The following is a 12,980-nucleotide window of genomic DNA, read 5'->3' on the forward strand; positions in this document are numbered from 1 at the left end:
CGGTTTCTTCCTGGCGCGGCACCGCCCGCGCCACTCGCAGTGTTTATCAAGCAACAAGGGGAAAATGCATGAAAACGCTCTACAGGATGACCCTCGCCGGCGCGCTTTGCGCCTATGCCGCGGGCAGCCACGCCGTCGGCCCGCGGCCGGCGCCCGCGCCGCAAAAGCAGGTGCTGACGGTGGGCTACGTCAAGGTCGGCCACCTCTCTCCCATCATCTTCGTCGCGGACGACCTGAAGGCCTGCAACGTCGAGGTCAAGCCCGTCGAATTCGTCCGCTATGCCGATGCGCGCACCGCCCTGCTGTCGGGTTCGGTGGACGTGTCCGGCATCGGCCCGGCCGACCTGGCGATCGCGCTGGCCCAGGGCAGCCAGAAGCTGGTCGGGCTGTCCGGCGTCGCGTCCTCGCCCAAGTACCTGGTGACGCGCAAGGGCGTCAAGATGGACGATTGGAAGGACCTGGCCGGCAAGCGCGTCGGCATCGCGCCGGGCTCGGCCGTCTGGTTCCAGTGGGCGGCCATGCTCGCCGAAAAGGGCGTGCCCTACAACACCTTCACCGCCGTCAACATCCAGGGCGGCGGCACGGCTTTCGTCCAGTCGCTGCAACGCGGCGACGTGGACGCGGTCGCGCTGTGGGAGCCGTTCGAATCCCAGCTGGTGGCCGACGGCACCGCCTTCTTCGCGAAGAACCTGGAATACAGCCAGAGCAAGGCGGTGGGTGCCGAACTGGGCCTGCTCGCCACCACGCGCGACGCGCTGCGCGACAAGCGCGCAGCGGTCAAGTGCTTCCTGTGGGCCTACAAGAACGCCGAGGAAAGGCTCGCCAAGGACCCGGAGGCCTTCGCCGAAGCCTATTCCAAGTACACCGGGCTGCCCTTGAACGTCACCCGGGAATCGGCCAAGCTGATCAAGCTGGGCGGCGTGCTGGACCTGGACCAGATGCGTCGCCAGGCCAAGACCTTCAATGAGCTGGGCGTCATTCCGAAAGACGTGAGCGGGCAGATCGATACCGTATGGGATGCCGAGCTGCTCAAGGAAGTCATGTGATTGCGCGGCTCGCGGACCGGCCTGGGGGCCGGCCGCCAGCCAAGGAGATGCTGGTGAACGCTTCAACACTGAAATGCGCAACGCCGATCCGCCGCTCCCGCCGCGCGATCGGCCAGGCGGGACTGGGGCTGGCGGTGCCCGCCCTGATCCTGATCGTCTGGCAACTGGCAGGGCAGTCGCCCGACATGGCCGGCGTGGTGCCAACGCCGGTGCAGGTGGCGCGCGCGTGGTATGCCTGGATCTTCGGCCCGCCGGGGATGGGGCTCAACCCCTACCAGGGCACCTGGGCGGGCAACGTGCAGTACTCGGCCATGCGCGTGATCCAGGGGTTCGCGCTGGCGATGCTGCTGGGGATTCCGCTGGGCCTGGCCATCGGCTGGAGCCGCCTGGCTTCCCAGACGCTGGACCCGCTGATACAGGGGCTGCGCCCCATTCCGATCACGGCCTGGCTGCCGTTTTCCATCGCCCTGTTCGGCATCCGCGACATGGGCTCCATCTTCCTGATCTTCCTGGGCGGCTTCTACGCCATCGTGGTCAACACCACGCAGGGCGCACGCGACGTTGACCGCAACCTGGTGCGCGCGGCGCGCATGATGGGCGCCTCCTCCACGCAACTGCTGCGCCGGGTCGTGCTGCCGGCCGCCATGCCCGCCATCTTCACGGGCCTGCGCATCGGCCTGGGCATCTCGTGGACGGCCGTGATCGTCTCGGAAATGGTGGCCGTGAAATCCGGCCTGGGCTATGTGCTGTGGGACGCCTATTACGTCGGCCGCATGGACATCGTGCTCGCGGACATGGTCTCCATCGGGCTGATGGGTTTCCTCAGCGACCGCCTGATCGTCATCATCGAACGCCGGGTCCTGGTCTGGCGCATGCTGCAGAATCATTGAGGGTGCCATGTCTGATATTTCCGTCACGAACCTGAGCAAGACCTATCCGGGAGCGACCCCGGTGCAAGCGCTGGACGGCATCGACCTGCACGTTCCCGCCGGCGAGTTCGTGGCCCTGCTGGGGCCATCCGGCTGCGGCAAGTCCACCTTGCTGAACCTGATCGCGGGCTTCGAATCCCCCACCTCCGGCGCGCTGACCGTCGACAGCGAACCCGTGACGCGGCCCGGCCCGGAACGCGGCGTCGTGTTCCAGGAAGCCGCGCTGTTTCCCTGGCTGAACGTATGGGAGAACGTGGTCTTCGGCCCCAAGATCGCGGGCTTGTCCAAGGCCGAATACGCCGAGCGCGCCGAAGAGATGCTGCGCATCACCGGCCTGTCGGCGTTCACCCGCCACCTGCCCATCCAGCTCTCGGGCGGCATGCGCCAGCGCGTGGGCATCGCGCGCGTGCTGACGCTGGGCTCCAAGGTCCTGCTGATGGACGAACCGTTCGGCGCGCTCGATGCGCAAACGCGGCTCACCATGCAGGAGCTGCTGCTGTCGGTGTGGCAGAAGCTGCGGACCACTGTGGTCTTCGTCACCCACGACATCGACGAAGCCATCCTGCTGGCCGACACGATCTACGTCATGTCGGCCCGCCCGGGGCGCATCGCCACGCGCATCACGGTTCCCATCGAGCGCCCCCGCTCGCTCGACCTGATCACCGGCGAAGCGTTCAACGGACTCAAGCGCGAAATCCTCAAGCAAATGCGTCACTGACCCCTGGATCCCTCATGGCGACTCCCCGCATCCCCTACGCGTTCTCCGCCGATCCGCCCGCCCTGGCCGAGCCGGGGCAAGGCCGGATCATGGTGCACCTGGTCATCAACGTCGAGCACTGGCCGTTCGACCAGCCCATGCCGCGCACCATCATCACCCCGCCGCACGGCCGCGAGACCGTGCCGGACGTGCCCAACTACAGTTGGGCCGAGTACGGCATGCGCGCCGGCCTGCCGCGCATGCTCGCCGCGATCCGGTCCCGCGGCCTGCCCGCCTCGACCAGCTGCAACGCCAGCGTCATCGACGCCTACCCGCGCGCGGCCGAGGCCATGCTCGCGGCGGGATGGGAGTTCATCGGGCACGGCATGCACCAGAAGACGCTGAACCAGGCGGACGCCGAGGCCGAGCTGATCGCGGCCTGCCTGGAGAAACTGCGCGCCTTCACCGGCAGCCGCCCCCGCGGATGGCTCAGCCCGGGCCTGCGCGAAACGCCCGACACGCCCGACCTGCTGGCCGACGCCGGCGTGGAATACGTGTGCGACTGGGTCCTGGACGATCTGCCCAACTGGATGCGCGTCAAGCGCGGTTCGCTGATCCAGATGCCGTACAACCTGGAGCTGAACGACTCGGTCATCTATGCCGTCGAAAAGCACTCCTCGCCCGAATTCCTGCTGCGACTGACGCGCACCCTGGCGCTGTTCGAGCGCGAATGCGAAACGCAGCCCAGAGTGCTCGCGCTGGGCCTGCACCCGCACTTGATGGGCGTGCCGCACCGCTACGGCTACTTCGAGGAAATGCTGGACCTGTTGCTGCGCCATCCGAAGGTCGACTTCATGACCGGCGGCCAGATCGCCGACTGGTTCAAGCAGCGCCGCCCCCCTCCCTCTCTCGCCTAACCCCATGCCTACCGCCCTCACCCATGACGGATACCGCCTGCACGTGGAAGAAGCCGGACAGGGCTCTCCCGTCGTGTTCGTCCACGAATTCGCGGGCGACCACCTGAGCTGGGAACCCCAGCTGCGGGCCTTCGCGCGACGCCACCGCTGCGTCGTATACGCCGCCCGCGGCTACCCGCCGTCCGACGTGCCCACCGATCCCGCGGCCTACTCCCAGGACAACGCCGTCCGCGATCTGGCCTCGGTGCTGGCGGCCCGCGGCATCGACCGCGCCCATGTCGTCGGCCTCTCCATGGGGGGCTTCGCGGCCCTGCATTTCGGCCTGGCCCATCCCGAACTCGTGCGCTCGCTGACCATCGCCGGCGTGGGCTACGGCGCGCTCGCGTCCGGCCACGCCGCCTTCCGGGAAGCCTCGCTGCAGGCCGCCGAGCGCTTCGAAACGCTGGGCAGCGCCGGCTACGGCCCCACCTACGCGGCCGGCGCGGCGCGGGTTCAATACCAGAACAAGGATCCGCGCGGCTGGCAGGTCTTCGCGGATGCCCTGAGCCGCCATGACGCCACCGGCGCCGCGCTGACCCTGCGCGGCGTCCAGGCCGGGCGCCCCGCCCTGGATACCCTGGCGGGCCCGCTAGGCGGGTTGTCGGCGCCCACGCTCATCATTGCCGGCGACGAGGACGACCACGCCCTGGAGCCGGCCCTTTTCCTCAAGCGCACCCTGCCCGCCAGCGGCCTGCTGATGCTGCCCAAGACCGGCCATACGCTGAACCTGGAGGAGCCCGAGGCATTCAACCGGGCCGTGCTGGACTTCATCGCCGCCGTCGAGGCCGGACGCTGGACGGCGCGCGATCCCCGCGCCACCGGCGAGGTCATGAAGCTCTCATGAGCCTGGTCGGCGAACTCGCCCGGATCTGCCTGCGGCCGGCATCGCGCGACGACCGCGAGCGCGCCGCGCTCCACGTGGCCGCGTGGACGGGCGCGGCGGCGCTGGGCGCGGCCACCCCGCTGGCCGCCGCGCTGCGCCGCGGCTATGGACCGCCCGGCGGCATCGCCCCCGGCGCCGGCGACGGCTGGAGCGGCTTGCTGCTGGAAGCCTCGCTGGGCTGCATGCACGAGCTCGACGACTTCCATCGCGAAGCGTTGGTGCACCCCGGCCCGGTCGTGATCCCCGCCGCCCTGCATGTCGCCCGGCGCACCGCCGCCAGCGGCGCGGCAACCCTGCTGGCCATCGTGCGCGGCTACGAGGCCATGATACGGATGGGCGAATCGGTGGGCCCGCGCCACTACGAGCAGTGGCACAACACCTCGTCCTGCGGCGCGGCGGGCGCGGCCGTGGCCGCCGCCAGCCTGCTGGGCCTGGACGCGGCCCGCAGCGCCGACGCGCTGGCGCTGGCCGTCACGCAGCCTTCCGGCCTGTGGCAGATCCGCCTGGATCCCTGCGACGCCAAGCCCTGGAGCATGGCGCGCGCCTCGCAGACGGGCGTGCAGGCGGCCCTGCTGGCCCAGGCCGGCATACGCGGTCCGGCCCGCGCCCTGGAGGGGGAAAAGGGCTTTTACACGGCAACCTGCCCGGACCCGCGTCCCGAGCGGATCGGCGCCGACCCCGCCGCCCCCTGGAAAATCCACCAGACCACGTTCAAGCCCTGGGCCGCCTGCCGGCATGCCCATCCAGCCATCGACGCCGCGCTGGCGCTGCGCGACGCCTGGCGCGAACGGGACGGCTGGCGGGCGCTGCCCGCCGCCGACATCGCCGCGATCCGCGTGGACACCTACGGCGACGCAATCGCGTTCTGCGACCGAGCCCGGCCCGCCACGCCTCATGAGGCGCGCTTCAGCCTGCAGCACGCCGTCGCGGTCGCCCTGAACAAAGGCTGGCCCGAGGCCGGGGATTTTTCCGAGAGCGCGATCGCCGACACCGCGCATGCGCGCGTGCGCGCCCTGGTCCGCGCGGCGCCCTGCGAGCACTGCTCCGCGCGGTATCCGCGGCATTTCGGCGCGACGGTCACGGTGGTCCTCAAGAACGGCCGGGAACTGCGGCATCAGGTCCACGACGCGCTGGGCGATCCGGAGCGGCCAATGGCGCCCGGCCAGGTGCTGGACCTTGCCCGGCTCCTGATGACGTCGGCCGGCTGGACGCCGCAGCGCGCCAGGCGGCGGATGGAAGCGATCCTGTCGCTGGAAATGCTGCCGCGGCTCGGCGGCGACGATTTCAGCCCGGTGCCTTCGGCACGCCGTAGGCGTCGTGGATCAATCGGTCGATCGCTTCGTACATCAGGCGCAGGCGGTCGAAGCGGCCCGCATCTCGGGTGATGGGATCGGCGCTGTTGGCCATTTCGATGATGGGCAGCGCCACCAGCTCCACCGGCGTGTCGGGCTTGAGCTCGCCCGATTCCACCGCCTGCCTGACGCCCGCGGCCACGCTGCGCTGCAGGTCATGGGAATAGCGGGCCAGCGCCTCCCGCGCCGCGGGAGTGATCAAGGCGCTTTCGAGGCGCATGCGGGCGATCAGGCTCCAGGGGTTGCTGGTGTTGCCCTGGGGATTGCGCTTCAGGTAGCGCATCTCGTTGAACTGCATGCTGAGCCGAATCTTCTCGGACAGCGAGGACGCCGACAGCCAGATCTGGTCGAAATGCCCGATCGTGCGCTGGCAGTATTCGATCGTCACGTCCTCCACGAGCTCGCGCTTGTGGCGGTAGTGGTAATGGATGTTGCCCCGCGTGCAGTCGAGCGCCTGGGCGATCTGCTGGAAACGGAAGCCCGAGCTTCCGTGTTCGATCAGCATATCGGCGGCGACTTCCTTGATGCGTTCCTTCATCGGCACCTGGGCCTGGGTTTCTTTCACCGTACGGATACCTCCTGCGTGCGCGGCGCCCTCCTCGGCGCGGACTTGCCACATTCTAGGGCATACGATCCGCGCCGCCGGCGCTACGCGGCCGTCAACCCGCCATCGAGCACCAGGGTGCTGCCGGTGGCGAAGGAAGCATCGTCGCTGGCCAGGAACACGATGGCCCGCGCGACCTCTTCCGGGCTTCCCAGGCGGTTCATCGGCTGGCGCGCCGCCAGGGTGGCGCGCAAGGCCTCGGGATCCGCGCTGCGCGCATAGATCTCGCGGAAATACGGCGATTCGATGGTGCCGGGCGCCACGCAATTGATCCGGATCCCCTCCGTGGCGTGGTCCAGGGCCATCGCGCGCGTGAGCGCCGCCACCGCGCCCTTGGACGCGCAATAGGCGGCGCGTTCCCGCAGGCCCACCAGCGCGCCCGCGGAGGCGGTGTTCACGATCGCCCCCCCGCCCTGGCGCCGCATAATGGGAATCGCGTACTTGCAGCCGTGGAACACGCCGTCGACGTTGACGCGCATCAGCCTGGCCCAGTCGTCCTCGGCGGTGTCGACCACGTTGGCGGCGATGCCGTAGCCGGCATTGTTGACCAGCACGTCCAGCCGCCCATGACGCTGCGCGACGGCCTCTATCATTTGGCGCATGGCGGCCGCGTCGCCCACGTCCACCTCGCGCGCTTCGGCCGTGCCGCCCTGCGCGGCGATGTCCCGGGCCACGGCTTCGGCGGCCGGCGCCGCCCTGTCTGCGAGCACCACGATGGCGCCTTCGCGCGCCATCAGGCGCGCCGTGGCCTCGCCGATGCCGGAACCCGCGCCCGTCACGACCGCGATCTTGCCCTTCAAGCGTTGAGACATGGATCCTCCGTCAGCCTATGGTGAAAAACGCCAGATGGCGCCTTATGGTGGACAGCACGCTCTGGGCCACCAGCCAGGAAGTCTTGGGATTGGTGGGCGCGGGCGCGTTGACCAGCTGGATTTGCATGTCGCCCAGCGGGCTGTTGACGCGCACGGTGTGCTGGTTGCCGCGCGCCTGGGGATCGACGACCACCTCCACCCGCGTGCGCTCCATGCCGATGCCGGCCAGCGCCAGCGTGGCGGCCACGTTCAGGTTCTTGGGAAAGCGCAGCGCGGCTTCCCGCGCCGAGCCGCTGAACAGCACCCGGCTGGCATCCAGCGTTTCCGGATCGATGCCCAGGGCCGGCAGTTCGGCGCGCCACGCCGCCACCGGCTTGCGCGATTCATAGACCACCTCCGCGTCGGCGCGGCCCGCGAGCGCCTGGAGGTAATCCAGGCCCGCCACCGCGCCGGCCGGCACGCGGATCCGGGCGCGGCCGCGCTCGGCGGCGGCAACCAGGCGGCTCAGCAGGCCGTCGTCGGCCAGCGCGCCGACCGAGCAGATCACCATGTCCAGGCCCGCCTCCAGGCAAGCCTCGGCGTACTGCTGGACGGCGGGCTGGCCGGCCATCTCGACCACCAGGTCGGGCCGCCAGGACAGCAGTTCGTCCAGCGAGGACAGCGGCGCGATCCGGCCGGCCCATTGGTCGGGCGCCGACGTGTCCGCCTTGTGGGTGAGCGCGGCCAGGGTGCAGGCCATGCCGGGATCCTCGGACAGGCCCGCGGCCACGTCCGAGGCGATGGCCCCAAGGCCGATGAATGCGATGCGATGCGTCATAGGGAATGCTGTCCAAACCAATCCGTGAGCGCCGCGGCATAGTCCGCGGTGCGCACGACAGGGAAAAAGTGGCCGCCGTCCAGCGCCTGCAGCGCCGCCCGGGGCAACGCCGCGGCCAGCGCCTGCTGGAGCGCGAACGGGACGATCTGGTCGTCGCGCGCGCCCAGCACCAGCGCCGGCGCCGCCAGGCGCGGCAGGTCGGCCCGGCGGTCGTAGGCCAGCAGCGCCGCGATGCGTTCGCGCACGACGGCGACGCGGGCGGCGGGCCAGTCTCCGGCCGGCGGCTGGATCGCCGCCGCGTTCTCGCGCAGCCACGGCGCGGGATAGGAGAGAAAAGCGCCGGTCTGCTCGTACAAGGCGGGCGAGGCATCCAGCAAGGCCAGGCGCATCGCGAAAAGCGCCTGCATATAGGCGTCGGGCCCACCCCAGGTTCCGCCCAGCACCAGGCCCGCCGCGCGCTCAGGCGCCTGCAGCGCCATTTCCTGCACGATGCAGCCGCCGGTGGAATGGCCCACCAGGTGCGCGCGGCCGATGCCGCGCGCGTCCAGCACGGCCCAGGCGTCGCGGGCCAGTTGCGCGATATCGACCGGGGCCTCGCCCCGGGTCGAGGCCGCGACCCCGCGCTGGTCGAACACCACGCAGCGGCGCCGCGGCATGGCGGCCACGACGGGTCGCCAGAATCCGCCGGTGCCACCCAGTCCGCTGACCAGGAGCACCGGGTCGCCCTCGCCCGTCTCGCGCGCCGCCAGCCTGGCCCCGTCCGGCAGGGCCACGGTGAAGTCGGTCATGGCCGCCGCCTTACTTGGCGGCCCGGGCGGCTTCGATCTCGGCCAGGAACTGCTCGCCGCCGGGAGCCGCCTTGGCGATCTCGGGCCAGGCGCCGCGCGCCGCGGCGCGGAACGGCGCCTGGTCCGGGTACTGCACGTTCACGCCGCGCTGCTTGAGCACGTCGAACGCCTCGGCCAGCTTCTTGTCCTGGAACTGCACGGCCACCTTCATGGACTCGCGTCCCGCCTCGACCACCGCCGCGCGCACGTCCTCGGGCAGGCGGTCGTACTTGGCCTTGGAAATGATGAACAGGCTGGGCAGCTGGTGGACGGCGGTCGCCGAGTAGTACTTGATCACCTCGGCGAAGCCGTCGGCCACGGTCTGGTCGGGGCTCAGCTCGGCCGCGTCGACCACCCCGTTCTGCAGGCTCAGGAACAGTTCGGCGTAGGCGGTCGGCGTGGGCTGCGAGCCCAGCGCCCGGTAGGCCTCGACGAAGCCGGGGGACTGGATCACGCGGACTTTCAGGCCCTTCATCGCGTCCAGGTCCGGAATCGGCTTCATGGAGGCCAGGCTGCGCGCGTACACCGCGCCCCAGCCCAGGCCCACCATGCTGTACTTGGGCAGCACGCCCAGCAGGCGGTCGCCCACCGGGCCCTGCATGATGCGATTGGCCTCTTCGTAGTCGTTGAACAGGTAAGGCAGCGACAGCACGCGGTATTCCTTCACCGTGTTCTCCAGCGAAGCCTGCGCGATGATCATCGCGTCGACCACGCCGGTGCGCGTGCCCTGCACCAGCTTGAGTTCACCGCCCAGGCCGCCCGACGGATAAAGCGTGACCTTGACCTTGTCGCCGACCTTCTGCTTCATGAGCTCGGCGAAGTGGAGGCCGGCGGCCTGGTACGAACTGGTGTCGCCCAGGGCATGGCCGATATTGATCTGGATGGGCTGCGCGGCGGCGCCCAGGGACACACCGGCCAGGGCCAGCGCGGCGAGCAGGGATTTGACGATGGTCATGATGCACTTCCTCTGGAACTTACGGGTTCAAAAAAAACGGGCGTAGAGCGACGGCCCATAGGTGATGATCATCAGGTCCAGCAACAGCACGGCCAGGAATACCGACAGGGGCCGCATCAGCCGCTCCATCGACACCTTGGCGATGCCGCAGACCAGGAAAAGATTCACGCCGACCGGCGGCGTCACCATGCCGACCGCCAGGTTGACGATCACGATCAGGCCGAAATGCACGGGGTCGATGCCCAGGCTGACCGCCACCGGCGCCAGCACCGGCGCCAGGATCAGGATCGCGGCGAAGGTCTCCATGAAGAGGCCGATCACCAGCAGGGCGATGTTCACCAGCAGCAGGAACACCAGCGGGTTGTCGGACACGCCGAGCAGGAGCTGGGCCACTTGTTGCGGCGCCTGGTACAGCGACAGGACGTAGGCGAACACCGACGCGAACCCCACGATCAGCAGCACGATGCCGGAGGTGACCGCGGACGACCAGAAGATCGCGGGCAGGTCCTTCCATTTGATTTCGCGGTAGATGAAGACGCTGACGATGAAGGTGTACGCGACCGCCACGACCGCGGCCTCGGTGGCGGTGAAGAAGCCGCCGTAGATGCCGCCCAGGATGATGACCGGCATCAGCAGCGACAGGCTGGCGTGGCGCAGCGAGCGCCAGACGTTGCCCGCCCATTGCCCCAGGCTGAACCTCTGGGATTCGCCGTAGTCATACAGGCGCGACATCACCATGATGGTAATGATCAGCGACAGGCCGATGAGCAGGCCCGCCGGGATGCCGGCCACGAACATGTCCGCGACCGACACGCCGGTCAGCATCGCATAGATGATCATGGGCACCGAAGGCGGCAGGATCACGCCCAGCTCGCCGCTGGACGCCACCACCGAAGCGGCGAACGGACGCGGATAGCCGCGACGCTCCATTTCCGGGATCATCACCGAACCGATGGCCGCGGTGGTGGCGGACGACGATCCGCAGATGGTGGAAAAGAACATCGTGGTCAGCACCGCGGAGCCGCCCAACCCGCCCTTGACCCAACCGATCAGCGCCAGCCCCAGATCCATCAGGCGGCTGGCGATGCCGCCCGTCTGCATCAGGCGGCCGGCCAGCACGAAGAACGGCACCGCCATCAGGGCGAACGAGTCCATGGCCTCGAACATGGTCTGGGGCACCGCCAACAGCGGCACGTCGCGCGCCAGCAATGCCGGCAGCGGCGCGATGCCCAGGCTCAGCGCCACCGGAATACTGGCGGCGAACAACAGCAACAGCAATACGACGGCAGATAGCATGATTACTCCGCGGCATGGGCCTGGCCGGCGTGGCGGATATCGCCACGCTGCAACAGGCATTCGCCGATCAGCGTCAGGGTGTTGAGGAACATGAGGCCGAAGCCGAACGGCATCGCCAGGTAGACCCAGATCTTGGGCATGGACAGCACCGGGCTGGTCTCGATTTCGCCGAACTCGACGAACTCCATGCCCAGCGCGATCATGAGCACGAAGAACGCCAGGCAGCCGAGCAGCGCGGCATAACGAAGCAGGCGGCCCAGCACCGGCGGCAGGCGCGTCACCACCAGTTCCAGCGCGATGAGCTGCGCATGGCGGCAGGCCACGCCGGCGCCCAGGAAGATGATCCAGATCATCAGGTAGCGGGCCACCTCCTCGGTCCAGGGCGCGGCCATGTTCCATCCCAGGCCGGTCAGCAGGAAGCGCACGGCCACCTGCCATATCGTGCATAAAGTCATGCCCAGCATCATGGCCGCAAGCAGCCAGCACACCAGGCGGTTCAAGCCGTCGACGGCGGCGATAAGTCTCATGGTTTTTCCCCTGTGTAATCCCTTAGCGCCACGCGCACGCCGGCGATCGCCCGGTCGCGCCATTGCCGCCTAGCCTCCAGCCCCGCCAGCGGCAGCGCCTGCCGCAAGGCCTGGTCCAGGACCGTGATCAGTTCCTCGTCCACGGGCGCCGGCAGGCCCTGCTCGGCGGCCATGCCGTTGAAGATGTGGCCGTAGCGCCGCAGATAATCGGCGATGCCGCCCGGGGCGTTCAGGTCCACGCCTTCGAGCGGGCCCAGCGTCGCCCAGCGCAGGCCGAGTCCCTGGCTGATCAGCGCGTCGGCGTCTGCCGGCGAGATCACGCCGCCGGCGATCATGCGGAACATCTCCATCAGCAAGGCGCCCTGCAGCCGGTTCAGCACGAACCCCGGAATCTCTTTATTGATGCGCACCGGGTGCTGCCCCAGCTCCCGCATGAAAGCCTCGGCCCGGGCCGCGACGTCCGGCTCGGTCCAGGGAGCGGAAGACATCTCGACCACCGGCGACAGATGCGGCGGGGTCATGGGGTGCGCCACCAGGCAGCGTCCCCGCCCGGGCAGGCCGGCGGTGAACTGGCTGGCGCCGTAGGTGGAGGTGGAACTGGCCAGCACGGCATGCGGCGGCGCCAGCGCGTCCAGGTCGGCGAACAGACTGCGCTTGAGCTCCAGGTCTTCCGATACGGCTTCCTGCAAGTAGTCGGCCTGGGGAACCGCCCGGGCCAGGTCGTCGGTCGCGCCGATGCGCGCGGCGACGCTGGCCGGCGTATCGCTCTCGCGCAGCAGGCCCGCGCTGTGCTCCAGCATCCGGAGAAGGCGCGCGGGCATATCCGCCACGCTGGCGGGGTCCCGCTCCACGACGGTGACGCGCAAGCCGGCGCGCGCGAACACGATGGCCCAGGAGGCGCCGATGATGCCTCCCCCCACAACGACTGCATGCTTCATGGTGTGCTGCTCAGCGGATCGGAGAAAACGAAACCGGCTTCAGGATCCGGGTCTGCTGGATGTCGATCAGGTCGGTGACCCGGTCCAGGTAAGACTGCCATTCGGGATCGGCCAGCATGCGCGTGCGCGCGGCATCGCGTTCGTCCAGGCTGTCGTAGGCCCACCAGGCCACCACGTGGTTCAGTTCGCCGATCTCCGTCATGAAATAGCCCAGGAACTCGCCCAGGTATTTTTTCTGCAGCCCGAGGCCGTATTGCTCATAGGTCGACACAAACAGGCCGGCCTTGCCGGGCTTGATGCGGTAATCGCGTTCTTCGATAAACACTGGGGACATCCGTTGC

General features: G+C 69.1%; 15 protein-coding genes. 6 read left to right on the forward strand and 9 right to left on the reverse strand.

Annotated features, from left to right (window positions below):
• Positions 1-68 precede the first annotated feature (68 nt).
• The 6 genes from ADE01S_RS01300 to ADE01S_RS01325 are packed head-to-tail and all read left to right on the forward strand — an operon-like array spanning position 69 to position 5,896.
• On the forward strand, positions 69-1,046 hold the full coding sequence (locus tag ADE01S_RS01300) for an ABC transporter substrate-binding protein (RefSeq protein WP_062679649.1): 978 nt from the start codon (positions 69-71) through the stop codon (positions 1,044-1,046).
• 47 nt (positions 1,047-1,093) lie between these two features.
• On the forward strand, positions 1,094-1,936 hold the full coding sequence (locus ADE01S_RS01305) for an ABC transporter permease (protein WP_082775649.1): 843 nt from the start codon (positions 1,094-1,096) through the stop codon (positions 1,934-1,936).
• A gap of 7 nt (positions 1,937-1,943) precedes the next feature.
• Positions 1,944-2,693 (forward strand): ABC transporter ATP-binding protein, encoded by a 750-nt coding sequence (locus ADE01S_RS01310; RefSeq protein WP_062679650.1) that lies wholly within the window; start codon positions 1,944-1,946, stop codon positions 2,691-2,693.
• Between the two features lie 14 nt (positions 2,694-2,707).
• Entirely contained in the window at positions 2,708-3,589 is an 882-nt protein-coding gene (locus ADE01S_RS01315) for a polysaccharide deacetylase family protein (RefSeq protein WP_062679651.1), read from the forward strand.
• A gap of 4 nt (positions 3,590-3,593) precedes the next feature.
• Positions 3,594-4,472, forward strand: coding sequence for an alpha/beta fold hydrolase (locus tag ADE01S_RS01320; RefSeq protein WP_062679652.1), 879 nt, complete (start codon positions 3,594-3,596; stop codon positions 4,470-4,472).
• On the forward strand, positions 4,469-5,896 hold the full coding sequence (locus tag ADE01S_RS01325; RefSeq protein ID WP_062679653.1) for an MmgE/PrpD family protein: 1,428 nt from the start codon (positions 4,469-4,471) through the stop codon (positions 5,894-5,896). Before ADE01S_RS01320 ends, ADE01S_RS01325 begins: the two co-directional genes overlap by 4 nt.
• On the opposite strand, the gene ADE01S_RS01330 is transcribed toward ADE01S_RS01325, so the two are convergent.
• The 9 genes from ADE01S_RS01330 to ADE01S_RS01370 all read right to left on the reverse strand — a co-directional run bounded on the left by ADE01S_RS01330 (position 5,796) and on the right by ADE01S_RS01370 (position 12,964).
• Positions 5,796-6,428: a TetR/AcrR family transcriptional regulator gene (locus tag ADE01S_RS01330; RefSeq protein WP_062679654.1), complete on the reverse strand. Its 633-nt coding sequence runs from the start codon at positions 6,426-6,428 to the stop codon at positions 5,796-5,798. The genes ADE01S_RS01325 and ADE01S_RS01330 overlap by 101 nt on opposite strands.
• An 83-nt stretch (positions 6,429-6,511) precedes the next feature.
• The gene (locus ADE01S_RS01335; RefSeq protein ID WP_062679655.1) at positions 6,512-7,279 is read right to left on the reverse strand and encodes an SDR family oxidoreductase; all 768 of its coding nucleotides are present in this window, start codon (positions 7,277-7,279) and stop codon (positions 6,512-6,514) included.
• A gap of 10 nt (positions 7,280-7,289) precedes the next feature.
• Positions 7,290-8,096 (reverse strand): aspartate dehydrogenase, encoded by an 807-nt coding sequence (locus tag ADE01S_RS01340; protein ID WP_062679656.1) that lies wholly within the window; start codon positions 8,094-8,096, stop codon positions 7,290-7,292.
• Entirely contained in the window at positions 8,093-8,884 is a 792-nt protein-coding gene (locus ADE01S_RS01345; RefSeq protein WP_062679657.1) for an alpha/beta fold hydrolase, read from the reverse strand. Before ADE01S_RS01345 ends, ADE01S_RS01340 begins: the two co-directional genes overlap by 4 nt.
• A 10-nt stretch (positions 8,885-8,894) precedes the next feature.
• Entirely contained in the window at positions 8,895-9,878 is a 984-nt protein-coding gene (locus ADE01S_RS01350) for a TRAP transporter substrate-binding protein (protein WP_062679658.1), read from the reverse strand.
• 27 nt (positions 9,879-9,905) lie between these two features.
• The gene (locus ADE01S_RS01355) at positions 9,906-11,174 is read right to left on the reverse strand and encodes a TRAP transporter large permease (protein ID WP_062679659.1); all 1,269 of its coding nucleotides are present in this window, start codon (positions 11,172-11,174) and stop codon (positions 9,906-9,908) included.
• 2 nt (positions 11,175-11,176) lie between these two features.
• Positions 11,177-11,701: a TRAP transporter small permease gene (locus ADE01S_RS01360; protein ID WP_062679660.1), complete on the reverse strand. Its 525-nt coding sequence runs from the start codon at positions 11,699-11,701 to the stop codon at positions 11,177-11,179.
• The gene (locus tag ADE01S_RS01365) at positions 11,698-12,639 is read right to left on the reverse strand and encodes a 3-hydroxyacyl-CoA dehydrogenase (RefSeq protein ID WP_062679661.1); all 942 of its coding nucleotides are present in this window, start codon (positions 12,637-12,639) and stop codon (positions 11,698-11,700) included. Before ADE01S_RS01365 ends, ADE01S_RS01360 begins: the two co-directional genes overlap by 4 nt.
• Before the next feature lie 10 nt (positions 12,640-12,649).
• On the reverse strand, positions 12,650-12,964 hold the full coding sequence (locus ADE01S_RS01370) for an NIPSNAP family protein (protein WP_082775650.1): 315 nt from the start codon (positions 12,962-12,964) through the stop codon (positions 12,650-12,652).
• Positions 12,965-12,980 lie beyond the last annotated feature (16 nt).

The sequence above is a fragment of the Achromobacter denitrificans NBRC 15125 genome, from assembly GCF_001571365.1.
Lineage (GTDB): Bacteria > Pseudomonadota > Gammaproteobacteria > Burkholderiales > Burkholderiaceae_B > Achromobacter > Achromobacter denitrificans.